Consider the following 24,291-nt stretch of genomic DNA (forward strand, 5'->3'; position numbering starts at 1 on the left):
TATATGATGCAATGAAAAAGCCCATAAGCTGGTGGGGCATAGTCCTCATTATATTTTGCAGTATTCATAAAGTTCAGGCAGAAACGGCTTCTGTCTCCTCATCTCCTAATTTTATAAAGCAAGAATTAATTCTCGATATCATTCTGAATCAATCTCAGCAAGATATTTTAGGACAGTTTCTGCAAGAAAATAATCAGTTGCTGATTTCCCGAGAAACCTTGGAACAGCTCAAGATTCGTCTGCCTAACCGGACTGATAGTACTTCAACGCCTTATGTTCTTTTGGAAGACATTCCTTCTCTAAATTATGAATATGACAGTCTCAACCAGAGAATCTACTTAAATGTAGATGTGGAGGCATTAAACAGCATATCTCGCTATCAAGCCTATACTGCTATAGAGCCGGCAAAAATAGATCCCAATCAGGATAAGCCAGGTACGCTATTAAATTATGATTTTTATGGACAATATTCGGCTGATGCTTTCACTTTAAGTGGGGCAAATGAGTATCGTGTCTTTGGACTGGGGGAGGAAGGCATTTTTAGTTTATCGGTCAACTATAATTATAATCGTTCCGGTAAAGAGTCGAACTTTAATAGCCAAGTATTAGATGTTTTTTGGCAAAAGGATTTTCCTGAAGACATGTTCAGTTTAAAAATCGGAGATGATCAATCTCGACAATTGAACTGGTCTCGATCAACTCGTATCAGCGGATTAAGCTTGGCTAAAAATTTCTCATTACAGCCTTATCGAATTACTACGCCCTTAGAGTCGTTTAAAGGTCAGGTGGCTTTACCATCTACTGTCGATCTATTTATTAATGGTTTAAAACAAACCACCCAGCAGGTTGTTCCGGGACAATTTGAAATTGAAACCTTGCCTGTACTCAGTGGAACAGGAGAGGCGCAATTAATTTTAACCGATATAAATGGTCAACAACGTGTGATCAGCTTTTCCTTGTATGGTACGAATGAGTTGCTACAACAAGGTCTCGATGACTGGTCCCTGAATCTTGGTTATACCCGTTTAGATTATGGACAGCGCTCATTTCAATACGATCGGGATTTGGTCGCAAATGGAACCTATCGTTATGGTTTAACTCATGATTTAACCATTGAAAGTCATATGGAGTTTGCACCTGAACTTACTCTGCTTGGAGGGGGCGTGATTCAGAAATTGGGGAATCGTGCCGGTATGCTCAATGCAGCATATTCATATAGCCAATACCAAAATACAGAAGGCTATATCTATCAGTTGGGTTATAACTGGTCATCCCGATATTTGAATTTCTTTTATAATACCTTGCGTCAGTCGGGGGAATTTTATGACATTGCGCGTATTCATGGGGCCACTTTCCCTGAACGTTCTGATCAGGTTTTTTTAGGATTTAACAATGCTTTAGGCCAGTTTGGTGCCAGTTATGTTCATCAGGAATATCCATCCTCTGTACCCGGTCAATATTTAACTTTTAACTGGTCTTATTCCTTTGCACATAATATTTTCCTGAATTTAAGTGCCAATCATGATTTGAATCAGCAAGATACGCGATATTTTTTAAGTCTTAATATTCCACTGGAAAAACGTCGAACCGCAAATCTGTCCTTGCAGCAAGAACAGAATCAAGAAAAATGGTCATTCAATGCAAACCAGTCTATTCCCAGAGATACAGGCGGGTGGGGATGGCAAGTTCAAGCAGATGCAGGTCAAGATCTCCGAAATTTACAGGCACAAATCGGAAAACTCCACAATTATGGTGAATGGAGTATGGGAATTCAGGACTTTAATTCCGGTCAATCCTCTTCAACCTTCATCACCGGTACTGTTAATGGAAGTGTACTGATGATGAAAAATAGTTTGCTTCCAATGCGCCGAACTTACGATTCATTTGCACTGATTTCAACATCAGCGGTTCCAGATGTGCCGGTGAAATTAGAAAATCGTTATGTAGGTAAAACAAATAAAAAAGGAATTTTAGTAGTAGATGCACTCAATCCCTACCAGCATAACCGGATATCAATAGATCCTTTGGAACTCCCGGTAGATTATCATATTGAAACAACCAAACTGAATGCTGTGCCCCGATATGGAAGTGGCGTTTATGTTGAATTTCCGATTTATCGGGTTAAAACCGTACAGATGACTTTAAAGGATAAGCAAGGTCAGTTTATTGAGGCGGGCAGTAACGTTTGGGCATCGGATGACATGAATTCCGAGACCCAGCAACCTCTGACTATTGTGGCGCATGAAGGTATTGTATATTTGGAAAGTCCAACAGTTTCGAAATTATACATACAGCAAAAAAATAGTGTATGTCATGTTGAATTGCCAGATTTAAGTCAAAAAAGTGGTTTAATTGATTTAGGAGAGTTGCTATGCCAATAAAAAAACAGACAAATCCAGGCAATTTCTTTTGGTCAGCATCTGTTCTTAAAATTGCTTTTGGACTTTGTATTGCAGGTCTATATTCAAATTCAAATGCTGCTGAATGCAACATTTCTTCTTTATCTCTAGATTTTGGGGAGGTCAGCACAGCAGCAAATTTTGCCAGTACCAATGTCACTGTCACTTGTAACCCACCCAATAATGGTAAAACCAATTACACCCTATGTTTAAGCGCAGATAGCTGGGCCTATGCTAATAACTCACGGTATTTATATCGCGGTATTCCCTTACTGTCAGACAGTTTAAGATATGACCTGTTTTACGATGCAGCACGTACCCAATTAATAAAATCAAAAAATGAAACGGGTAGTTTGCAATGCTCAAACTTTACGGTGACTGGAAACCAACAATTAGCCATTCAAATTCCGGTTTACGGATTGGTTTATTCGGGTCAACAACCCGCAATGGGTCAATATACTTCTTCAACATTAAGTTTGGAGCTGTTGTATGCATCGTATAAGGGGGGGAGTCTTTATCCTGCTCTAAATGAGGTACTCACTTCAGGAAAAATTGCCTCAAGTAGTGGTTTGGTAACGGCCTACTATGAAAATAGTTGTGTGCTGCATAATGCGACAGATTTAGTTTTTGGCAGTTTTGATAATTTAAATACCGATAAAACATCATCTGCCCAGATTTCATTGCAATGTCCCAATAGAACTGCGTGGAAGGTCAGTTTAAATCAAGGTAAATATGCTCTAGGCAACGGTCAGCGACGTATGTGGAATGGTCAAGATTATATAAATTATGAATTATATTCTGATCCTAGCTTGAGTCGTGCTTGGGGAGCAGATTCAAATAGTATGGTTCAATCGAGTGGTACCAACCAAATTCAAACTATTGCGGTTTATGGCAAAGTACCTAAACAAAACGTGCAAAGTGCAGGTGATTATCAAGATACCATTACTGTGACCTTGACGTATTGATTAATAAGTTACTGTCGCTACCACAGTGTCGCTATAGGTGCCAGCGGGTACATTGGTTTTGCCATCTTCAATTTTTGCCCACACTTTAAATGGCTGGTCAGTTCCGGTGCCTGATTGGGTGAAACTTTCCTGAGAACTTTCTCCCCATACCACTTTATAAGCTGCATCCTGATATAACTGGTAAGGAATTTGAATCGAGTTATCCTGGGTATTTTTTAAAGCTTTGTCGCTATGCAAGGTAATGGCATAAGGGGTACCTTCAGTACAGACGACATTTAATGACCCGGACGAGGTGAGTGCGCCTGAAGACCTTTGAATTGTACCAAAGTCGACATTTTGAGCTTGACCCGTTTCGATATCACATCGTTCAGTGACAGTCATTTGTACTTTGAAGGTGGTAGAGCTGTTATTCGAGCTTTGAGTATGGGCAAGAGTGGATAAGATGATTATGGCGAATAACGAATAATTTGATTTTTTCATAACCTTCCCTTTTTTAGTATAATTAATACTCTATACGTGAGTACGTTATTAGATGTCTTTCATGAATCATTGCTTGACCAATAACTGCTTATATTGAGCACCAGTAAAACCAGTAATCGTGAATGCTAAGCAATAATATGGTTAGATAGATCAATAAAAATACAATTGTAAATGAATTCTAATATAAGTTACATGAATATTCTATAAATTTTTAAATTAAATTGTTCTAAAATTCACCCATAAAATATCTCAATTTGCACAAGTTTGATGCCCATATAGTATTAGGCAGGCGTTGTTATGCTGACCATTTTATTTGAATGGTTGAGCAACTCAACAATCAGATTTTAGGCCAGCCCTTAATAACATATCAACTGACTGTAAATTTCACTATCGATTTTTTAAATTGTCGCGGCATACAGTGGCTATAGTGCAATTGGCGGGCAATTGACCACAATGACCGAACTGATAACTGGCATATGATTTGCCCAAATTTTGTTTAAAAAATAGTTGAACCTGCATGATGGTTTTATCTAGGTTCATAGAGATAGTGTGCAGCGAATGGCTTCACTGTAACTGTTGTAGGTGGTGTCTTTGCTGTAGGTAATATTGATATAAGGTTTACCATACAGCGATTAGTTCAGCAGGTTCAGGTTGTATGGCTACGCAGAATTCAGAAAAATATCTGAAACAAGAACAGGGGAAAAAGCTTTGAATTATCAACAGACTGAAACTGAGGTAATCATTATTGGTGGCGGACAGGCAGCTTTATCTACGGCTTATTTTTTAAAGCGAAAGAAAATACCATTTATTATTTTAGATGATCAAAATCAAGCGGGCGGAGCCTAGCAGCATACCTGGGAGTCATTGCGCCTTTTTTCTCCCAATACCTGGAGCTCATTGTCAGGCTGGATGATGCCAACCATTGAGCAGACCTATCTGACCAGGAATGAGGCTATCCAGTATTTATCGGCTTATGAACACAGATATCAGTTTCCCGTGGTTCGGCCAGTTCAGGTCGATCGGGTTGAATCTCATGCGGGCTATCTTGATGTGTATGCTAAAGAAAAGTTTTGGAGAGCCAAGGCTGTGGTGAGTGCCACAGGAACATGGAGCCAGCCTTTTATTCCTGATTATGAGGGGCGCGAAAACTTTCAAGGTATCCAGCTTCATTCAGCACACTATATAAATGCCGAATCATTTAAAAATAAAAAAAGTCATCGTTGTTGGAGGGGGAAACTCTGGTGCACAAATACTGGCTGAGGTTTCTCAAGTTGCTCAAACGATTTGGGTAACCCAAACCCCACCCCAGTTTTTATCTGATGATGTAGATGGGCGTGTACTGTTTCTGAGAGCTACGGAGCGTTTAAAAGCACAGCAAGAGGGAAGAGCAATCGATCAGCCTGTGGGCGGCTTGGGTAATATTGTGATGATTGATAGTGTTAAGGAAGCAAGGGAGCGAGGTGTTCTCCATAGTCAGGCTCCTTTTAAATCATTTACAGCAGATGCAGTCGTTTGGCCGGATGGCTCAAAAGAGCAAGTCGATGCCGTAATCTGGTGTACCGGATTTAAAGCTTCATTAGGTCATCTAAGAAGTCTGGGGGTGATAGAGCCAGATAACTTGGTAAGCATTAAGGATGGAAGATCGGTCAAGATACCTCACTTGTGGTTAGTCGGGTATGGAGAATGGACCGGGATGGCTTCAGCCACCATAATTGGGGTATCAAGAACAGCCAGAGCCGCAGTCGATGAAATTGAAAATTATTTGTCTGGGATTTGACCATAAGTGAAGTTAAGAGATTTTTGTGATGAGACCTTTTATTGTAAAAAAACATCTAAATGGTAAGAGGAAACTATAGGCTAATTGCGCTTGTATATATTTTTAATTTATTGATTTTAAATTAAATAGTTTAGAAATGTAACTTTACCTCATAAAGGTGGTGCGCCCTGCGGGAGTCGAACCCGCGTCGGTCACTTAGGAGGCAACTGCTCTATCCAGTTAAGCTAAGGGCACAAAACGCAGCTAATTTAGCGCAAATAGATATAAAAAAAAAGTTATTGTCGAAACAATAACTTTTTAAAGATTTTACTTGAGCGTATTTGCTTAAGATTTACTCTTATTCAATATTTTAAATAAGCCAAACATCACCACCACCCAAATTGGAATCATCAGTACGGATTCTTTAAAACCTTGGGTCCACATAATATAAAGCACGGTTGCAATAAAGATCAGGACTAAATAATTACTGATGGGTGCCCAAAGTGCAGGGAACTTGGTTTGAATTGAGGCTTGTTTAACTGCTTTTCTAAACTTCAAGTGAGTCAGGCTAATCATGGCCCAGTTGAGTACTAATGCACCTACCACTACATACATCAAGTGGCCTAAAGCATCTTCTGGAACAAAGTAGTTAAGTAGTACACAACCGAAAATTAACAGTGCAGAGAATAAAACAGCAGCAATAGGTACACCTTGTTTATTCACACCAAGGAATACTTTCGGTGCATTGCCTTGTTGTGCCAAACCATACAACATACGGCTATTGGCATACATACCGCTGTTATAAACAGACAGTGCAGCAGTCAAGATAATGAAGTTAAGTAAATGCGCTGCCCAGCCAATCCCGAGTTGACTGAAAATCATCACAAATGGACTTTTATCCAGACCGCCAAGTTCCAGCTGGTTCCAAGGCACTAAAGATAAAAGAATCGTGAGTGAACCGATATAGAAAATCAGAATACGGAACACCACCTGGTTAATGGCTTTAGGAATTGTTTTTTCCGGGTCTTTGGCTTCTGCGGCAGCCATACCAATCAGTTCAATCCCACCAAAGGCAAACATGAGGAAGGCAAGCATGTAAAATAGGCCTTCAAAGCCATTCGGGAAGAAACCGCCATGTGACCAAAGATTGCTAAATGAAGAAGTTGATCCTGCATCTGCGGTCAGTAATAAATACAAACCAAAAACAATCATGGAAATAACAGCGGTCACTTTAATAATCGAAAGCCAGAATTCAGATTCGCCATAAAATTTCACATTGCCGAGATTGACCAGGGTAATCACGATGAAGAAGAACAGTACCGAAGCCCATGCCGGAATATGTGGCCACCAATAGTTGATGTATTTAGCCACGGCAGTCAGTTCAGTCATGGCCACTAGAATGTACAAAATCCAGTAATTCCAGCCCGCCAGGAAGCCTGGGAATTTACCCCAATATCTATTGGCAAAGTGACTGAATGATCCTGCTACAGGCTCATGTACAATCATTTCACCCAGTTGGCGCATGATTAAAAAGGCGATTAAACCGCCAATGGCATAACCCAAAATGATGGAAGGACCAGCAGATTGGATGACCTGTGCGGACCCTAAGAATAAGCCCGTCCCAATTGCACCGCCCATGGCGATCAGTTGGATATGACGGTTCTTTAAGCCACGCTGAAGTTGAGAAGACTCTTTATTCAAAGTATTCAGCCCGACAATGTGTAAGGAAAGGATTGTAATAGATTGTAATAGATTGAAATGTATTAGCCTAGTACAGGGCTAGGAGTGAGGTTGTTAAAAAATAATCACAAAAAAAATATTCTATATATTTTGATTTTGAATCAAGCAATTAATTTTATTTTTTATTACATAAAATAAAATAATGGGAATTATAAAAAAAAGTTTAAAGTTTGTTTTTTATACTTAAGTCCAGAGAAGCATATATTTTATAAAAAAATCGCTATGATGCTTTTTAGCATTTTGCTGATGATGTACAACAATGATAAATGAAAGGACTAAAGAGAAATGAGTTTTGCTCCCCAGATTAAAATTGCGGCAACCTATATGCGTGGTGGTACCAGTAAAGGGGTGTTCTTTAAACTGGATGACTTGCCGGAAGCTGCACAGCAGGCTGGAAAAGTACGTGATCAGTTATTGCTGCGTGTGATTGGGAGTCCAGATCCCTACGGCAAGCAAATTGATGGTATGGGTGGAGCAAGTTCAAGTACCAGCAAAACCGTGATTTTGGCCAAAAGTGCCCAACCTGATCATGATGTGGATTATTTATTCGGGCAGGTGGCCATTGATCAGCCCTTTGTTGACTGGAGTGGAAACTGCGGAAACTTAACTGCAGCGGTCGGTTCCTTTGCCATTTCCAATGGTCTGGTCAGCGCAGAACGTATTCCTGAAAATGGCATATGTACGGTACGTATCTGGCAAGCCAATATTCAAAAAACCATTATTGCCCATGTACCTGTCAGCAACGGTCAAGTGCAGGAAACTGGTGACTTTGAACTGGATGGGGTCACTTTTCCGGCAGCAGAAGTTCAAATTGAATTTCTCGACCCGGCAGATGATGGTGAAGAGGGCGGTGCAATGTTCCCGACAGGCAATGTGATCGATACTTTCGACGTTCCGAATATTGGCACTTTTCAAGCCACTTTCATTAATGCCGGTATTCCAACCATCTTTTTAAATGCTGAAGAGATTGGCTATGAGGGCACTGAATTACAGGATGCCATCAATGGAGATGCTCATGCACTGGCACGTTTTGAAACCATCCGCGCTTATGGCGCCAAACAGATGGGCTTGATTCAGGACATTGCCGAAGCGGAAAAGCGCCAGCATACCCCGAAAATTGCCTTTGTATCGAAACCTAAGGCCTACACATCTTCAAGTGGTAAAGATATTCAAACCGATGATATTGATTTACTGGTACGGGCATTGTCGATGGGTAAACTGCACCATGCCATGATGGGCACGGCTGCTGTTGCCATTGGTACAGCCGCGGCAATTCCTGGAACTTTGGTGAATCTGGCAGCTGGCGGCGGCGCGCGTGAAGCGGTACGTTTTGGCCATCCTTCAGGAACTTTACGTGTTGGTGCGCAAGCAGTTCAGGAAAATGGTCAATGGGTGGTCAAAAAGGCGGTGATGAGCCGCAGTGCACGGGTACTGATGGAAGGCTGGGTTCGAATTCCAGAAGATAGCCTGAAATAACAAAGCAGATAGAGAATCTTGCGAGAAAGCAGTATCATGCTGCTTGTCATTGATTGGTAAGTTCGCTTAGCCAAAGCTTAAACGATCATGACTATCTAATTCTCATGCAGATGAGGAATCGCAAGTTCTCTGTCGATGGTGACAAGAGCATTGTATATTAGATCGGGCGCATTCTTAATTTTCCCGATCTATTAACCAAAGCAAAGTATTCGAGGCGAATGTGTCATCTTTAACTGACGTGCAAGCAAATGCATTAACCCAAGCACAACACCGTATCCAGCAGGATTTATTGACTGCATTAGACGCATTTTCCATTCCGGAGCCGCTGAAAGGTGCAGTGCATCATGCTGTTATGCTTGGGGGTAAACGTGTACGTCCGGCACTGTGTTATGCCACTGCAGCCTTAAAACCGAATGCTAATTTTGCAGCCGTTCGCCGTGCAGCCGTCGCCATCGAAATGATTCACTGCTATTCACTGGCGCATGATGATTTACCCTGTATGGATAATGATTTATTGCGTCGTGGCCAACCCACCTGTCATGTGGCTTTTGGTGAAGATACCGCATTACTGGCGGGAGATATCTTGCAGTCGATGGCCTTTGAAATTTTGGGCAGCCGCCTGTTTGATCAGGGGCCTGCGGTGAATCATTCGATTATTTTAAAACAGATGCAAATTTTGGCGACCGCCAGTTCAAAAATGGTCTGTGGCCAGGTGCTGGATTTGCAGGCTGAAGGCAAGCATGTCGATCAGCAGGCATTGGAAAATATTCATCGCAATAAAACCGGTGCCCTGATTTCTGCAGCGGTGATGATGGCAGCTGTTACAGTGTTTGAGGGCACCGATCAAGCGATTCCTAAATTGCGTGAATATGCACAATCCATTGGACTGGCTTTTCAGGTGCAAGATGACATTCTGGATATTATTTCCGATACTGAAGTATTAGGAAAAACAGCCGGTAAAGATCAGCAAGTAGAGAAATCGACTTATCCTGCACTCATGGGGCTAGACAAAGCTCAGGCCTATGCCCAAGAACTGCATGATCAGGCCTTTCAAGCCTTGGCTTTCTTTGGCGAAGATGCTGCTGAACTCAATCAGATTTCACAATTTTTACTGTCACGTAAAAGCTAATTTAATGTGAATCTAAAAAAAGAATTAAAAAATTGAATTAAAAAAAGAGGACATATGACCCTCTTTTTTATGCTTTAAAGATTATTTGGATTCGTTATACAAACGCTGACCTTCATCGAAACGTGCAGTGACTTCCTCTGTAGGTGCTTTACCCATTAAGCTGACCACTACAATCGCAATCATTGAACAAATGAAGCCCGGAATAATTTCATAGACTCCGGCAGGAACAAAACCAAGGCCCGTTTCCCCAATCGTATTTTTCCAGAGTACGACCATAATCGCACCCACCAGCATACCAGCCAGAGCGCCATTTAAGGTCATACGGCGCCAGAACAAGGAAAGAATGATCAGTGGACCAAAGGCCGCACCAAAACCTGCCCAGGCATAAGCCACCAAGCCAAGCACTTTAGATTCAGGATTTCCGGCCATCCAGATTGCAAGCAGGGCAATCATTAACACCATTAAGCGACCAATCCAAACCAGTTCGGTTTGCGTGGCATTTTTACGCAAGAATGATTTGTAGAAATCTTCAGTTAAGGTACTTGAACATACTAAAAGCTGACAACTCAAGGTACTCATCACCGCTGCTAAAATCGCTGCAAGAACAATACCGGCAACCCATGGATTAAACAGAATTTTGGTCAATTCCATAAATACGGTCTCAGGATTGGCTGTCACTGCGCCTGCAAGTTCAGGATGCTGCTGGAAGTAGGCAATACCAAAGAAACCTGCCGCAACTGCGCCGCCCAAGCATAAAGTCATCCATGCCATACCAATACGGCGTGCATTGGGAATCGATTTGACTGAATCTGCCGCCATAAAACGAACCAGAATATGCGGTTGTCCAAAGTAGCCCAAGCCCCAGGCAAGCAGGGACATGATGGCAACAAAGCTTAAATCCCCCATGACATTCATGGCTTGTGGACGTGCAGCTTCAAGTGCCAGGGTCATTTGCGACAGGTCCGAGAAACTCAAAATAGTCACAATTGGAGTAAGCAACAGGGCAAAAATCATCAATGATGCTTGAATGGTATCGGTCCAGCTCACGGCCAGGAAACCACCAATAAATACATAGCTGATGGTGGCAATGGCACTAATCCAAAGCGCCGTGCTATAAGACATCTCAAACATGTTTTCAAACAGACGCGCGCCTGCCACCATGCCTGAAGCACAATAAATAGCAAAGAAAATTAAAATGATGAAAGCAGAGGTAACGCGCAAGATTTTCTTTTGGTCATTAAAACGGTTAGAAAAATAATCCGGCAAGGTTAAAGCATTGTGCTGAACTTCGGTGTGTACGCGTAAACGTCCGGCAACCAGTAGCCAGTTGAGCCATGCGCCAATAATCAGGCCAATGGCAATCCACATTTCAGACAAACCTGAAAGATAAATTGCGCCGGGAAGTCCCATCAGCAACCAGCCACTCATATCTGAAGCACCGGCAGAGAGCGCTGTGACAAAACTACCTAAACGACGCCCTCCCAAAATGTAATCAGAGAAGTTGGCGGTTGCGCGATAAGCCATCAGGCCAATCGCGATCATGGCGACAATATAAAAAAGAAAGGTAATCAGGGTCGGATTTAGGGAGCTCATACGGTATCCAGTTACAAGGTGGACAGTAGATCGAAACACAGGCTTTTAGGAGAGAAGCACAAATAATTTCAAAAAATAACGCGAAATTTAACCATAGATTAAAAAAAATTGCTGATATTTTTCCAGCGCCCAAAAAAATAGACAGCCAGTGCTGTCTATTTTTTAATAAAGAACAGGTGCTTATGGATTACGGCCCATCACCCCACGAATGGTGCTGAGAATATCTGCAGGTAATACCACAGTTTTGGCGTTATTCGATTTCGCCATGTCTTGCATGGCTTTGACATATTGTTCACCCAGCAAATAGGCCACAGGAATTTCTTTATCCCCGACAGCCGAAGTGACCATTTCGATGGCACGTTGTGAGGATTCAGCCAATACCACTTGTGCTTCGGCATCACGACGTGAAGCTTCCAGGCGGCCATCTGCTTCTAAAATGGCGGCCTGTTTTTCACCATCTGCCTTGGTCACTGTTGCACGGCGCTGACGTTCAGCCGCTGCTTGTGCTTCCATGGCTGCCTGCATGGTCGATGACGGTTGAATATCCTGAATTTCAACGGTTTTTAAGGTAATGCCCCAGTCGGAAATATCATCGGAAATGGCAGCTTTCAGTTTAGCCTTAATGTGGTCACGTGAAGACAGTGCATCATCCAGATCCATTTCACCGACAATAGAACGCAGTGAAGTTTGTACCAGGTTTTGAATGGCCCAGGTATAGTTTTCAATACCGTAAACGGCTTTTTCCGGCGTGGTGATATTGATATAGGCCACGGCATTCATTAGCAGTACCGCATTGTCACGGGTAATCACTTCCTGCGAAGGAATATCCAGCACGATATCTTTGGTGGTGACTTTATAAGCCACTTCATCAATATAAGGAATGACAAAACTGAGTCCCGGTCCCAGAGTGGTATGGTATTTACCCAGACGTTGCACGATCCATTTATAACCCTGCGGGACGATACGTACCCCTTTAAAAATGGTCACGCCGGCAAAAACCAGCAGCGCTAAAACAATAATCGTTCCACCAGACATGTTATTTCCTCACTTTATATATTTTCGTTATTTGGATTGTGGGGTTTCACCACAAGATCATTACCCGAAATTTCGATTACGCGTACCCGATCACCCACTTTGACTGGTGACAATGAACGGCAGTTCCATTCATCTGAACCTAAAACCGGCATCGGAAAACGCACGGTAATCAAGTCATGTTGCATATGAATTTGAATGACCATGCCGACTTGACCGATGGTTGCTTCACGCGATAAACCTGCTTTGGTTTTATCAATCGAAAGCGGTTTAATAAATTTAAACCACAGCAAAGTACACAGAACGGACAAGATAATCCAAGTGACCAGTTGGGTGGTAAGGCCCATCATCGGGAACATCCAGTATAAAACGCCCACCATGATGGCTGCGATGCCAAACCACAGTGCAGCGAAAGCGGGGATGACTAATTCAGAAAGCATGAGCAACACACCCAATACAAACCAATGCCAAGGTTCGAAAGCAAATTCCATACATCTACTCGTGTATTGTAAAAATGAATAGAGACCATTTCAGCCTCTATATCAATTTAGCAGATGAATAAGTCTTTGAATATTAAAAAAGCATAATTTTTAAATTCTGGATTTTGCAGCAGGCTTGAATGCAGCAGCTGATTTTTTAAAATCGCTAATCGCCTTGTCAATGGCAATGATTTTGAGCTGGGCTGCTTTCTCACCTTCCAGAATAGACTGATTGCTGGCTTTTAAATCCAGAGTTCCCAAATGCCCCACTTTAGGTTGAATCACCACATTGGCCTGATTGAGTTCTTCATTGATGCTTTGCTGTCCCATAATATTAATGGTCTGATCCAGCAGCCCCCACATATTCAGCGGTTTAGAGCCTTCTGGGCGCGCAGAAATATCCACGGCAATGACGATATCTGCCCCCATGGCTTTGGCTGTTTTTACTGGAATCGGACTTACCAGACCACCATCCACATATTGTTTTCCGCCAATGGTGGCTGGCACAAATACATTGGGGATACTGCATGAGGCACGCACGGCTTGACCGGCATTGCCTTTAATAAATTCCGCTTTAAGCCCGGTGTCCAGACGGGTCGCGACAGCCGCAAAGCGAATCGGAAACTGTTCAATCGGTTTATTGGCAATGTGCTGGTTCACATAATTCTGCAATTTTTGTCCCTGTACAATGCCTTGACTGTTCAGGGTTAGGTCACGAATGTCCGATTCTTTTAAAGTAAGTGCAATTTGTTGTAATTGATACGGTGTTTTGCCACTGGCGTAAATACTGCCGACAAAACTGCCGGCACTGGTGCCAGTGACAATTTTCGGTTTAATCCCATGTGATTCTAAAACTTTCAGCACCCCGATATGGGCAAAGCCTTTGGCACCACCACCGCCTAAAGCGATGGCAATCACAGGTTCACGCGCTTTTATGCTTGTAGTTTGCGGTGGGGTTTGAGTGGCTTTATCACAGCCAATCAGGCTCAGTCCAAGTAAGCCAATACAGGAATAGTGTGCAAGTTTCATGGTTGAAATTGAACATCAAATCGTCAATGTTGCACACATCACAACAAATAAATTTCACTTTGGCTAGTTGTTTTTTAAACGATTTTGTAAAGGCTTGGCCAGCCAGTCCGGATTTTTTGGAGAAAATTTACCGGTATATTGATCCAGAATGTGTTCCAGATCCTGCTCATAATTTCCAGTCGGGTAGAACACGCCCAGGCAGTGAATGGCCTTGTTTTTGTAATCCAGTGAAAACATCACAATCGGGATGTGGGCACCTACTGCAATACGATAAAACCCGCTTCGAATCGACTCGGCCTGTTTGCGTGTTCCTTCCGGTGCCATACCGACCCAGATCTGGTCTTGAGTATTAATGAAGTCAATAATTTGCTGAGTTGTACCTTGTTGAATGCTGCGATTGACCGGAATCACGCCAATCCATTCCAGCAAGGGTTTAAGCGGTGTGTTAAATAAGGTGTGTTTGCCAAAAACGGTAATCTTGATACCCAGCCCAAGCAGGGCAGTAAAGCCATGCCAGGCATCTATATTCGAAGTATGCGGAGAAATAATGGCCACCGCTTTAGGCAGGTTGGGAAATTCGCCATCAAAACTCCAGCCTTGGGCAAGAAATATCTTTTTGAAAATATTTCGGCTTAAATTTCCGCTACGGGCAGGAACTTGAGCAGGCAATGTAGGAAAATGTTTGATCATGGTCGTTGATTGAACTTCCTGACAAAATTTTATAGGCTTAAAAATATGCTAAGCTTTTGTAAAATAAGATGCATTGGCAAAAAGTAAACAACTATCCAGCTGACTTGAGCACAATGATCAATCTGCTTGCAGTTTCACGATACGACTCTAAAGATATAATTTTAAAAGCCTGATTTTAAATGAATAACTTTAAATGAATAGTTTTAAAGGCATGATACTAAGGGAACAGTATGCTGACTTCACCTAAGCTCTATATTTTATTGTTTTCTTTATATTGGGCCCAGGGTTTGCCGGTAGGCTTTATGACCCATGCTTTGCCAGTGATTTTACGTGCCCAAGGGGTATCGCTGGCACATATTGGCGGTTTTGGATTATTGATGTTGCCCTGGTCGATTAAAATTTTCTGGGCAGCCTGGGTCGACCGTTTCGGTCATGCAGCATTTGGACATTACCGTAGCTGGATTGTACCCACCCAGTTACTCAGTGTCGCAGTGTTGCTTGGTCTATCTTTTCTGCCTATACAGGCGCTGAATCAGCCCCAGTATTTACTGGCTTTTTTTGTGACTTTACTCAGCATGAATCTGGTGGGTGCCACGCAAGATATTGCAACGGATGGTTTGGCGGTCAATCTGCTAAACCATGCACAGCAGCATTGGGGCAACACTTTTCAGGTGATCGGCTCACGGCTAGGTTTTATTGTCGGTGGGGGAGCCATTCTGTGGGCACTGGACTGGCTGGATTGGCAAAGCACTTTTTTAATTTTGGCGGCATTGGTACTGCTTAATACATTGCCCATACTTTTTTTTAAAGAACCGCATAGACTGAAGCATAAACCGTCCATGACTGAAGCAGAAAGCTTTAGCTGGCAGAAAGTAAAAAATTATCTGGCTTATTTTTATCAGACTCCGAATCTTGCTGCATGGCTGGCAGTCCTGATCACATTTAAGATTGCCGATGGCTTATCCGGGCCTTTACTGAAACCCTTAATGTTCGATTTAGGCTTGAGCTTTGCGCAAATTGGCCTCTATGTGACCATGCTCGGTGCCATGGCGGCATTAGCGGGAGCGGGGCTGGCTGGTTTTAGCCTCAAGTTTCTTCCTCGTGCTCAAGCACTGCTGGTCTTTTCCATATTCAAAATTTTGAGTTTGGCGGCTTATACCTGGCTGGCTTTTCAATATGAGGCTCAACGGCATATTGAGACCTGGGTGATTTATCTGATTAATGCTGCTGAAGACATGATTTCAGCGATGTTACTGGTGGTCATGCTTACCTTGGTGATGCAATACAGCCGTAAACATTTGGCCGGCACAGATTTCACTTTTCAGGTTTCGCTGATGGCAACCGTAAGTGGGGGATTGTATAGCTTAAGCGGAATTTTTGCCGATATTTTGGGATATGGAAATTATCTCACCATTATTACTTTGATTGCGGTTTTATGTTTATGGGCAATTTCCCGATGGATAAAATACTTTAAATACTGTAATAAAAACTTAATAAATCAATAATTTGATTATTTTTTAAGACTAAATTATTAAAAATTATATATAAATATAAAATTAATCATTTTGTAAAATAAGATGCAGTTGTAACATTTGTTACAAGATAATTTAGGAATCTTAATAAATGAAAACCAAAATTGCAGCAGCGATTGCTTTAAGTGTGTTAGCAGGATCAACTTTTGCAGCGCCAACTTTTTATGGGGAAATTGATGCAAGTATCGACTACTTGCCAGAAGATAATGCATCGCCTGTTTCTGATCGTGACGTTGTTGAAGTCAGTTCAAACAGCTCATTTCTAGGTTTAAAAGGTGAAGAAAAACTTAACGATCGTTTAAGCGCAGTCTATGCCATTGAGTGGGGTCTAAGTGCAGATGGTGATAGCACCGACTGGACTACACGTAACCGTTTTGTCGGTTTAAAAGATGCGCAATTCGGTACTTTAAAAGTGGGTGCACATGACACTCCATTGAAACAGCTTTCAAGCCCAGTTGATACATTCAATAACTATGTAGCGAACAAAGCCGATGTGACTGGTATTTTCACTGGTGAAGCCCGTATATCGAATGCAGTCATTTATGAATCTCCGGCAATTGCCTTGCCTACAGGTGCCATTAAAGTGAATGCATTGTTGGCTTCTGGTGAAGATTCAGGCATTGCAAAAGGCAATGGCGCATCTAAAACTGCCGGTCGTGGCTTAGGTGATGCATGGTCTGCATCTGTAGTATATGACAGCCCGGTGGTTGTGGCAGGAATTGCTTATGACAAAGCAATTCCAAGTACTTTTGCTGGCCGCGGTTTTTTAAATGCAGCTACACCTGAAGTAACTGCTGGGGCTGCCGGAACTGCTTTTGCTGCTGCAAATACACTTCGTGCCATTGGTCGTGTAAACCTGGATGGTGGTTTGGCACTTAAAGCGCTTTATCAAACTTCTGAAGTTGAAGATGCAGCAGGCAATGATCTATTAGTAGCAGATATTGATGAATCACAAGGCTGGTTAGTGGGTGCGGAATATAACCTTCCGACTGCGAAAGCTTGGACTGTAAAAGCGCAATATAGCCAAAATACCACCAGCTTTAAATTAGCAAAATCAGATTTTGATGCGCAGCAAATTTTTGTGGGTGCAGACTACGCATTTAACAAACAAGTAAAAGCGTATGGTTATGCCGGTTATTTAACGCTTGAACAAGGTGATTTGGAAACTAAACAACCTGTATTAGGTACAGGCTTAGAATACAAATTCTAATGAGTTAGATGCTATTATTTAAGAGAAGGCAATGTTTTTATTGCCTTTTTTTATTATTTTTTTATATTAAGTGAGTTTTAAGTTTGATATTTTAGATTAACACATCAGTAAAAAGTTTAGCCAATACTTATGTCCAATATCATCAATCCAATACGTAATAAGATAAAGCCGATTTCATTAAGCCAGTTTAATTTATTGCTGGCAATCTGGCTGGGCGCGATTTTAAATTTTGCATTTTTTCAAAAAATACAAAGTCTAACGCCCTATCAAGGTCCTAAAGCCTATTTGTTTTTAATGGCAACCGTATTGGTGATTGTTGCGGCGTATAACTTTATTTTTCAGCTGATCCAGTGGAAATGGAACGCAAAAATATTTGCTTCAATTCTTTTAGTGGTCGGTGGTTTTACAGCATATTTTGTCAATAGTTTGGGCGTGGTGATTTCACCTGAACAGGTTCAGAATATGATGCAAACCGATGCACGTGAAGTCCGAGGTTTAATGTCTCTGCGCTTTGTGCTTTGGACTGTGTTCCTGGTGATCTGCCCGCTTATTTTTGTGGCTTTGGTGCATATCAAGCCTGAAGCTTTCTTGCCTAAAGCAACAAAAAAACTCATTAATGGCATTGCTTCATTGTTATTGGTGGGCGGATTGTTATTTCTCTTTTATGTGGATTATGCTGCGATCTTTCGGGAGCATCGTGATTTAAAAGGCATGATTTCTCCTCAAAACACCATCGCATCAACACTTTCTTATTATCATAAATCTGCACCGAAACAGAATTTGCCTTTAATTCCTTATGGCGAAGATGCGCATTTGGATCAACCAGTCAGTACCCAGCATAAACCTAAATTGATGGTACTGGTGGTGGGTGAAACTGCACGTGCGGAAAGTTTTTCTTTAAATGGCTATGCTAAAAATACCAACCCTGAACTATCCAAACTGGATATTATCAATTTTAGCAATGTCAGCTCATGTGGTACGGCAACGGCAGTTTCAGTGCCTTGTATGTTCTCGGGCATGCCGCGTAAAGATTATGATGACCAGCTTGCCAGCCATCGTGAAGGATTGCTGGATGTTGCCAAACGAGCTGGCTACAAGGTGACCTGGATTGATAATAATTCCGGCTGTAAAGGGACATGTAACCGGGTGGAACAGTATCAAATTCCACAACAGTTAAAAGATAAATGGTGTGCCAAAGATGGAGACTGTTATGACGAAATTCTGGTGGACAGCCTAAAAGCCTATCTTGCAGGAATTCCGGCAACTGACCAAACGCCACGTTTAATTGTCTTGCATCAAATGGGCAGTCATGGACCGGCTTATTATCAGCGTTCCACTGCTGCATTCCAGCCGTTTAAACCGAGCTGTGATAGCAATGCCATTCAGGGCTGTAGCAGCACAGAATTATTGAACAGTTATGATAATTCGATTGTATATACCGACCATGTGTTAAGTTCGCTTATTCAAGTCTTAAAAACTAATGCCAGTTATCAAACCGGATTTTGGTATTTATCTGATCATGGCGAGTCAACCGGAGAGCATGGCTTATATCTACATGGTTCACCTTATGCGATTGCACCTGCACAGCAAACCCATATTCCCATGCTGATGTGGTTTTCACCTGAGTGGAGCCAACAAAATTCTGCGCAAATTGCTTGCTTGGCAAAGCAAAAAAGCCAAGAATTGAGTCATGATAATTTATTTCCAAGTCTGCTCGGCCTGCTCGATGTTCAAAGCCAGACCATGGATGAGCAATATAATATGTTGCAGCAATGTCAATCAAAAAAGAAACTATGAGTTGAACGCATGACTAAAATATTAATGATTGAAGATGATTTTATGATTGCTGAATCCAGCATGACTTTGTTGAAATATCAGCAAATGGATGCGGAATGGGTCAATAATGGCATTGATGGTTTAAAAAGGCTGACACAAGAAAAATTTGATATTGTTTTACTCGACCTTGGCTTACCGATGATGGATGGTATGCAGGTGTTGAAAAATATTCGCCAGCAATGGCCGACTTTACCAGTACTGATTATCTCTGCCCGTGATCAGTTGCAAAACCGTGTAGATGGATTAAATCAGGGGGCAGATGATTATTTAATCAAGCCCTATGAGTTTGATGAACTGTTGGCGCGTATTCATGCGTTGTTACGTCGTAGTGGTGCGGAATCCAGCCTGCAAGATAGTTTAAGAACCTTGGCTTATGGTGGTTTGGTGCTGGATGTTGAACAGCATATTGCCAAGTTTCAGGGGCAATATATAGACCTGTCCAATCGTGAGTGGGCCATTTTAATTCCTTTGGTCAGCCATCCGAACAAGATTTTTTCTAAAGCCAATTTAGAAGATAAGTTATATGATCTGGACAGTGAGATAAACAGCAATACCATTGAGGTTTATGTACACCATTTACGCGCCAAACTCGGCAAAGATTTTATTCGAACCATTCGCGGGTTGGGCTATCGACTGGGGCAATTATAAGGTTAATCATTGGTGCAACCACAGTATTCATTAAAAAAACGTCTGATTATCTATATTTCAATTTTCAGTATTGCTTTTGGCTGTCTGCTGGTGTTCTCGGCTTACCGGATTGCGCTGGACGAAATAAATGAAATTTTGGATGCCCAGATGCAAAATCTGGCAGAACGCGTCGCGCTACATGATCCTGAACCGATTCAAAGCCAAATCGATCAGTCCAAGCATTATCAGGAAGAAGATTTATTTATTGATGTCTGGTCTTATGCAGATCAGGATTATAAAACCCATGCCTTAAACCTGCTGGTTCAGCCCGTAAAAAAAGCCGGATTTTATACCCATAAAACCACACAGGATATTTGGCATACGTATGTCTTGCCTTTAAAAGATAAACAGATTCAGATTAGCCAGCAGCAATCGACCAGAGAGCACTTGGCTTTAGAACTGGCAGCCGGCATGTTCCTTCCTTATTTGCTGTTTATGTCTGTGGTGATTTTGGGGCTGAGCTGGATTATCAGTCGTAGTTTGCAGCCCTTAGATGACTTTAAGGCAGAGTTGGCACGCCGTGATTCAGATGAATTAACGGCCATTCAAATGAATAATTATCCGGTAGAAATTGTTCCGACTATAGTTGAAATGAATCATCTGTTTGACCGTATTTCACAATCGCAACAGGAACAGCGCCAGTTTATTGCCGATGCTGCACATGAGCTGCGCACACCGATCACTGCCTTGAATTTACAGATCCAGATTTTGTTAAAACAGTCTCCGGAAGATCAGGATTTACAGAATTTAAGTCAGGGCTTAATCCGTATTCAGAATTTGGTCAGCCAGTTACTCAATCTGGCCAAACAGGATGCCTCTATCATGGAGGTTGAAACCAAACAGCAATTTTTGCTCAATCAGGTTGCGGTGAATTGTGTAGAACAACTCATACATTTAGCCATGCAAAAAGAAATTGATTTGGGGATGGAGCGACAAGAAGATCTGCTGCTGCACAGTCAGCAATCGGCTGTACATTCCATCATTTTTAACCTGATCGATAACGCGATTAAATACACTCCTCATCAAGGGGTGATCAATGTATCGGTGTTTAAACAAGCCGGTTTTGCCATGATTCAAGTTGAGGACAGTGGACCAGGTATCGCGCCAGAGATGTATGAAAACATACTTAAGCGCTTTTACCGGATTCACCATCATCTGGAAATAGGCAGTGGTCTGGGCTTGTCTATTGTAGACAAAGCCACTGAGCGTTTAGGTGGCAGCCTGTCTTTTTCCAAGAGTGCCAGTCTGGGCGGTTTACAGGTGAATGTGCAATTACCCCTGTAACAGGGTTTCGCCTTATGTTTAAGATTGAGGTTTTAAGGAAGCCGGTTTAAATTTTTTATAATTGAACAGATAAAAGCCAACATTCACCAGCCAGATCACCCAGGCAGTCCACAGGTTATGGCTAAGAAAATGTGCGCCGCGCATCATTTGTGCCCAGCCCATGGCAAAACCTAAAATCAGGCCAGCAACCAAATAAAAGTAGGCACGTTTTTTATCGGACTGTCTAAAAACAAAATATCCGGTCATTAGTGCAAAGCCAGTAGCAGCATGCCCTCCCGGGAAACAGTGACCCTTGGTGGCAGAAAAATCCCATAAGAAACCTTGAGGGGTGGGAATAGTAATATTCCATGGGCAGGCATGAGCCGATTGTGATTTTAATAGCCCGATAATTGAGGTTGACAGGATCACCAGCCAAAAGAAATAGCCATAGCTCCAACCTAATGGTTTGAGTTTTTCAAGCTTGAATGATGCGAGCCAGAGCATACAGAAAATGACATAGACTAAAATGATCAAATCTTTAACATAGCGGTGATTTAGCTCGGCTAAATACCAGTTGTCACGGAGCAAAAATTTTCCCGACTCACTCACCCAAGGATGAATCAGTGCTAGATCCAGAGAGCCACCGATAGGGAAGCCCACCAAAAGTACACAGAAACTGATAATGAGGAAGCAGCCCTGATAGAGCATGAAGCGTTGCTTATCGTGCATAGTAAAGATGAATGAAGTAAAGTGCTCAGATTACAGCAATAAAAACTTAACTGAGACTTAAGTAATGGTTGAAGGTGAGTTAATTTTTAAATAGAGCAGGAAACCATGCCCCATTTTGCATGCAATACTGATAAGTATATCGAAGAAAGAGCATAATGGAATCAAGCTTCGGTGCTAGATTAGCGGCAAGATTTGTATAGGTATTCAAATGACTATTCGTGCTGTTTTATTCGATCTGGATAATACTTTAACGCATCGTGATCAAAGTATTCTGGCTTATAGTCAATATCTGGCACAAAGGTATCAGCATCAATTACAGCCTGAGCAAATCACGCAAATTCAAGCGATTATCCGCCGCATCGATAACGGAGGATATCCAAAAAAAGAATTTTTGACCCATCCCAGTATTGCCGCTTCTGTGGCTAATGCCTTATTGCAAGAATTAAAATGGCACAGCTTACCCGAGCTGGATGAACTGACCCAATTCTGGTTTCAGCAATTTGGGTTATCGGCAGTGGCCATGCAAGGGGCCAATCAACTGCTGACTGAATTAAAACAGCAAGGTTATAAACTGGCAGTAGTTTCTAACGGTGGTCATGCTACGCGTTTAACCATTTTACAGGGGTTGGGCTTTAGTCATTATTTTGATGAGATTGTCAGTTCGGAATTGGTTGGTATCAGTAAACCGAATCCTGAAATTTTTCTGTATACCAGTCAAAAGTTAGACATTGCGCCAGAGCATTGCCTGTTTATTGGCGATCATCCTGTTAACGATATACAGGGTGCAATTTGTGCAGGAATGAATGCATTATGGTTGCAAGGGTTTCATGACTTGGAGGTATCGCAGGAGATAGCACGCATTCAAGGTCTGGCCGAAATTAAGCAATTTTTATGATGTTAAATTTGATGCCAATGTAGGTTTTATCTCGCTATTGCATGGGGAATGAAGTTTAAAAAATAAAAAAAGCGACCCTTTCGAGTCGCGCTGAAAATCAAGATTCAGTTTAAACAGTCAAGTATTAAAAAATGGTGTCTTCTGAATTGGCTGAAATTTTATGAATCGATAAATCGGCACCACGGAATTCTTCTTCTTGTGATAAACGAATACCCATGATGGCTTTGAGTGAACCGTAAACTATAAAGCCGCCAGCAAGTGCAACAGAGATTGCAAGCAAGGTACCGATGATTTGGGAAATCATGGAAACACCCCCCAAACCGCCTAACCATTGTTGTCCAAAAATCCCCACAGCCAAGCCACCGAAAGTGCCACACACGCCGTGTAAAGGCCATACACCGAGTACATCATCTACTTTAAGTTTGTTCTGGGTATAGGTGAAAAGTTTGACAAAAATGATACCGGCAATAACACCAATAATCAGGGCGCCGACTGGGTGAACCACATCCGAACCTGCACAGATCGCCACCAGACCGGCTAAAGGACCGTTGTGCAAGAAGCCCGGGTCATTTTTACCTATGATATTGGCTGAAATGGTACCGCCAACCATGGCCATGAGTGAGTTAATGGCGACCAGTCCGGAAATCACATCCAGACGTTGTGCACTCATCACGTTAAAACCAAACCAGCCGACAATTAAAATCCAGGAACCGAGGGCAAGAAAAGGAATGGAAGAAGGCGGATGTGCACTCACACGACCATCTTTTTTATAACGACCGTAACGTGCGCCAAGTAAAATCACCGCGACCAGCGCAATCCAGCCGCCCATGGCATGCACAACCACAGAACCGGCAAAGTCATGGAAACTGGCACCAAATGTTTTGCCTAACCATGCTTGTAATCCCAAATTGCCATTCCAGGCGATTCCTTCAAAAAATGGGTAGACCAAGGCAACCAGCAATAAGGTGGCAATCGCTTGTGAACGCATTTTGGCGCGTTCCGCAATACCGCCAGAAATAATGGCCGGGATGGCCGCGGCAAAAGTGAGCAAGAAGAAGCAGCGCATCAGGTTATAGCCATGATCTGCGGCTAGTGTTGCCCCAATATGGAAAAAATGTTGTCCATAAGCAATGTAGTAGCCCACAAAAAAATAGGCGATAGCAGAAATGGAAAAATCTGTCAGGATTTTACTGAGTGCATTGACCTGGTTTTTGTGGCGTACTGTCCCCAGTTCCAAGAACGCAAAACCTGCATGCATAGCCAGAACTAAAATCGCACCAAGAAGGAGAAAGAGTAAATCAATATTTTGCATTTTATGGCTCCATTTTAGTGCTTAAAATCACAAAAAGATGTTCAGTATAACCATGTGAT

The 24,291-nt window shown here is 42.2% G+C and carries 19 protein-coding genes, 1 tRNA gene and 1 pseudogene; 11 read left to right on the forward strand and 10 right to left on the reverse strand.

What is annotated here, in order from left to right; translation table 11 throughout:
- Positions 1 to 11: 11 nt before the first annotated feature.
- Complete coding sequence (locus LZZ98_RS03410; RefSeq protein WP_237786654.1) at positions 12 to 2,381, forward strand: fimbria/pilus outer membrane usher protein; 2,370 nt, start codon at positions 12 to 14, stop codon at positions 2,379 to 2,381.
- A complete protein-coding gene (locus tag LZZ98_RS03415) occupies positions 2,372 to 3,364 on the forward strand; it encodes a Csu type fimbrial protein (protein WP_237786655.1) in 993 nt (330 codons plus the stop codon). Before LZZ98_RS03410 ends, LZZ98_RS03415 begins: the two co-directional genes overlap by 10 nt.
- Here the strand turns inward: LZZ98_RS03415 and LZZ98_RS03420 are convergent, their stop codons facing one another.
- A complete protein-coding gene (locus LZZ98_RS03420; RefSeq protein ID WP_237786656.1) occupies positions 3,365 to 3,844 on the reverse strand; it encodes a Csu type fimbrial protein in 480 nt (159 codons plus the stop codon).
- Positions 3,845 to 4,552: 708 nt separating this feature from the next.
- Between LZZ98_RS03420 and LZZ98_RS03425 the strand changes: the two are divergent.
- Positions 4,553 to 5,621, forward strand: a pseudogene (locus LZZ98_RS03425) (ArsO family NAD(P)H-dependent flavin-containing monooxygenase).
- Between the two features lie 158 nt (positions 5,622 to 5,779).
- Here the strand turns inward: LZZ98_RS03425 and LZZ98_RS03430 are convergent.
- Both LZZ98_RS03430 and LZZ98_RS03435 read right to left on the reverse strand, forming a co-directional pair.
- A tRNA-Arg gene (locus LZZ98_RS03430) sits at positions 5,780 to 5,855 on the reverse strand.
- 90 nt (positions 5,856 to 5,945) lie between these two features.
- Positions 5,946 to 7,301: an amino acid permease gene (locus LZZ98_RS03435; protein ID WP_237786657.1), complete on the reverse strand. Its 1,356-nt coding sequence runs from the start codon at positions 7,299 to 7,301 to the stop codon at positions 5,946 to 5,948.
- A gap of 324 nt (positions 7,302 to 7,625) precedes the next feature.
- Between LZZ98_RS03435 and prpF the strand changes: the two genes are divergently transcribed.
- Complete coding sequence (gene prpF / locus LZZ98_RS03440) at positions 7,626 to 8,816, forward strand: 2-methylaconitate cis-trans isomerase PrpF (protein ID WP_237786658.1); 1,191 nt, start codon at positions 7,626 to 7,628, stop codon at positions 8,814 to 8,816.
- 220 nt (positions 8,817 to 9,036) lie between these two features.
- Positions 9,037 to 9,945 carry a polyprenyl synthetase family protein gene (locus tag LZZ98_RS03445; protein ID WP_237786659.1) on the forward strand — a complete coding sequence of 303 codons (909 nt, stop codon included), beginning with the start codon at positions 9,037 to 9,039 and terminating at the stop codon, positions 9,943 to 9,945.
- An 81-nt stretch (positions 9,946 to 10,026) separates the two neighbouring features.
- Here the strand turns inward: LZZ98_RS03445 and putP are convergent, their stop codons facing one another.
- From putP to LZZ98_RS03470, 5 genes are all read right to left on the reverse strand, one after another.
- Complete coding sequence (gene putP / locus LZZ98_RS03450; protein WP_237786660.1) at positions 10,027 to 11,538, reverse strand: sodium/proline symporter PutP; 1,512 nt, start codon at positions 11,536 to 11,538, stop codon at positions 10,027 to 10,029.
- Between the two features lie 180 nt (positions 11,539 to 11,718).
- Positions 11,719 to 12,573: an SPFH domain-containing protein gene (locus LZZ98_RS03455; protein WP_237786661.1), complete on the reverse strand. Its 855-nt coding sequence runs from the start codon at positions 12,571 to 12,573 to the stop codon at positions 11,719 to 11,721.
- Between the two features lie 14 nt (positions 12,574 to 12,587).
- Entirely contained in the window at positions 12,588 to 13,061 is a 474-nt protein-coding gene (locus LZZ98_RS03460; RefSeq protein ID WP_086174728.1) for an NfeD family protein, read from the reverse strand.
- A 99-nt stretch (positions 13,062 to 13,160) separates the two neighbouring features.
- A complete protein-coding gene (locus LZZ98_RS03465) occupies positions 13,161 to 14,078 on the reverse strand; it encodes a patatin-like phospholipase family protein (RefSeq protein ID WP_237786662.1) in 918 nt (305 codons plus the stop codon).
- Positions 14,079 to 14,141: 63 nt separating this feature from the next.
- Positions 14,142 to 14,768 carry a 1-acyl-sn-glycerol-3-phosphate acyltransferase gene (locus LZZ98_RS03470; protein ID WP_237786663.1) on the reverse strand — a complete coding sequence of 209 codons (627 nt, stop codon included), beginning with the start codon at positions 14,766 to 14,768 and terminating at the stop codon, positions 14,142 to 14,144.
- Positions 14,769 to 14,998: 230 nt separating this feature from the next.
- On the opposite strand from LZZ98_RS03470, the gene LZZ98_RS03475 reads away from it, so the two are divergent.
- From LZZ98_RS03475 to LZZ98_RS03495, 5 genes are all read left to right on the forward strand, one after another.
- Positions 14,999 to 16,273, forward strand: a complete 1,275-nt coding sequence (locus LZZ98_RS03475) for an MFS transporter (RefSeq protein ID WP_237786664.1) — start codon at positions 14,999 to 15,001, stop codon at positions 16,271 to 16,273.
- 118 nt (positions 16,274 to 16,391) lie between these two features.
- Entirely contained in the window at positions 16,392 to 17,510 is a 1,119-nt protein-coding gene (locus LZZ98_RS03480; protein ID WP_237786665.1) for a porin, read from the forward strand.
- A gap of 129 nt (positions 17,511 to 17,639) precedes the next feature.
- On the forward strand, positions 17,640 to 19,307 hold the full coding sequence (locus LZZ98_RS03485) for a phosphoethanolamine transferase (RefSeq protein WP_237786666.1): 1,668 nt from the start codon (positions 17,640 to 17,642) through the stop codon (positions 19,305 to 19,307).
- A gap of 9 nt (positions 19,308 to 19,316) precedes the next feature.
- On the forward strand, positions 19,317 to 19,994 hold the full coding sequence (locus LZZ98_RS03490) for a response regulator transcription factor (RefSeq protein ID WP_237786667.1): 678 nt from the start codon (positions 19,317 to 19,319) through the stop codon (positions 19,992 to 19,994).
- Between the two features lie 12 nt (positions 19,995 to 20,006).
- Complete coding sequence (locus tag LZZ98_RS03495) at positions 20,007 to 21,317, forward strand: sensor histidine kinase (RefSeq protein ID WP_237786668.1); 1,311 nt, start codon at positions 20,007 to 20,009, stop codon at positions 21,315 to 21,317.
- A gap of 18 nt (positions 21,318 to 21,335) precedes the next feature.
- Here LZZ98_RS03495 and LZZ98_RS03500 read toward each other — a convergent pair whose 3' ends face one another.
- Positions 21,336 to 22,025, reverse strand: coding sequence for a phosphatase PAP2 family protein (locus LZZ98_RS03500; protein ID WP_086174720.1), 690 nt, complete (start codon positions 22,023 to 22,025; stop codon positions 21,336 to 21,338).
- A gap of 208 nt (positions 22,026 to 22,233) precedes the next feature.
- On the opposite strand from LZZ98_RS03500, the gene LZZ98_RS03505 reads away from it, so the two are divergent.
- Positions 22,234 to 22,920, forward strand: coding sequence for an HAD family hydrolase (locus tag LZZ98_RS03505; RefSeq protein WP_237786669.1), 687 nt, complete (start codon positions 22,234 to 22,236; stop codon positions 22,918 to 22,920).
- Positions 22,921 to 23,044: 124 nt separating this feature from the next.
- On the opposite strand, the gene LZZ98_RS03510 is transcribed toward LZZ98_RS03505, so the two are convergent.
- Positions 23,045 to 24,232 (reverse strand): ammonium transporter, encoded by a 1,188-nt coding sequence (locus LZZ98_RS03510; RefSeq protein ID WP_237786670.1) that lies wholly within the window; start codon positions 24,230 to 24,232, stop codon positions 23,045 to 23,047.
- Positions 24,233 to 24,291: the final 59 nt, after the last annotated feature.

The sequence above is a fragment of the Acinetobacter sp. SM34 genome (assembly GCF_022012365.1).
Lineage (GTDB): Bacteria > Pseudomonadota > Gammaproteobacteria > Pseudomonadales > Moraxellaceae > Acinetobacter.

What these genes read in the sequence shown, in the direction of transcription:
- LZZ98_RS03410 (WP_237786654.1), top strand. Translation starts at nt 12, where the DNA reads ATGAAAAAGCCCATAAGCTGGTGGGGCATAGTCCTCATTATATTTTGC.
- LZZ98_RS03415 (WP_237786655.1), top strand. Translation starts at nt 2,372, where the DNA reads ATGCCAATAAAAAAACAGACAAATCCAGGCAATTTCTTTTGGTCAGCA.
- LZZ98_RS03420 (WP_237786656.1), bottom strand. Translation starts at nt 3,844, where the DNA reads ATGAAAAAATCAAATTATTCGTTATTCGCCATAATCATCTTATCCACT.
- prpF (WP_237786658.1), top strand. Translation starts at nt 7,626, where the DNA reads ATGAGTTTTGCTCCCCAGATTAAAATTGCGGCAACCTATATGCGTGGT.
- putP (WP_237786660.1), bottom strand. Translation starts at nt 11,538, where the DNA reads ATGAGCTCCCTAAATCCGACCCTGATTACCTTTCTTTTTTATATTGTC.
- LZZ98_RS03455 (WP_237786661.1), bottom strand. Translation starts at nt 12,573, where the DNA reads ATGTCTGGTGGAACGATTATTGTTTTAGCGCTGCTGGTTTTTGCCGGC.
- LZZ98_RS03460 (WP_086174728.1), bottom strand. Translation starts at nt 13,061, where the DNA reads ATGGAATTTGCTTTCGAACCTTGGCATTGGTTTGTATTGGGTGTGTTG.
- LZZ98_RS03465 (WP_237786662.1), bottom strand. Translation starts at nt 14,078, where the DNA reads ATGAAACTTGCACACTATTCCTGTATTGGCTTACTTGGACTGAGCCTG.
- LZZ98_RS03470 (WP_237786663.1), bottom strand. Translation starts at nt 14,768, where the DNA reads ATGATCAAACATTTTCCTACATTGCCTGCTCAAGTTCCTGCCCGTAGC.
- LZZ98_RS03475 (WP_237786664.1), top strand. Translation starts at nt 14,999, where the DNA reads ATGCTGACTTCACCTAAGCTCTATATTTTATTGTTTTCTTTATATTGG.
- LZZ98_RS03480 (WP_237786665.1), top strand. Translation starts at nt 16,392, where the DNA reads ATGAAAACCAAAATTGCAGCAGCGATTGCTTTAAGTGTGTTAGCAGGA.
- LZZ98_RS03485 (WP_237786666.1), top strand. Translation starts at nt 17,640, where the DNA reads ATGTCCAATATCATCAATCCAATACGTAATAAGATAAAGCCGATTTCA.
- LZZ98_RS03490 (WP_237786667.1), top strand. Translation starts at nt 19,317, where the DNA reads ATGACTAAAATATTAATGATTGAAGATGATTTTATGATTGCTGAATCC.
- LZZ98_RS03500 (WP_086174720.1), bottom strand. Translation starts at nt 22,025, where the DNA reads ATGCACGATAAGCAACGCTTCATGCTCTATCAGGGCTGCTTCCTCATT.
- LZZ98_RS03505 (WP_237786669.1), top strand. Translation starts at nt 22,234, where the DNA reads ATGACTATTCGTGCTGTTTTATTCGATCTGGATAATACTTTAACGCAT.
- LZZ98_RS03510 (WP_237786670.1), bottom strand. Translation starts at nt 24,232, where the DNA reads ATGCAAAATATTGATTTACTCTTTCTCCTTCTTGGTGCGATTTTAGTT.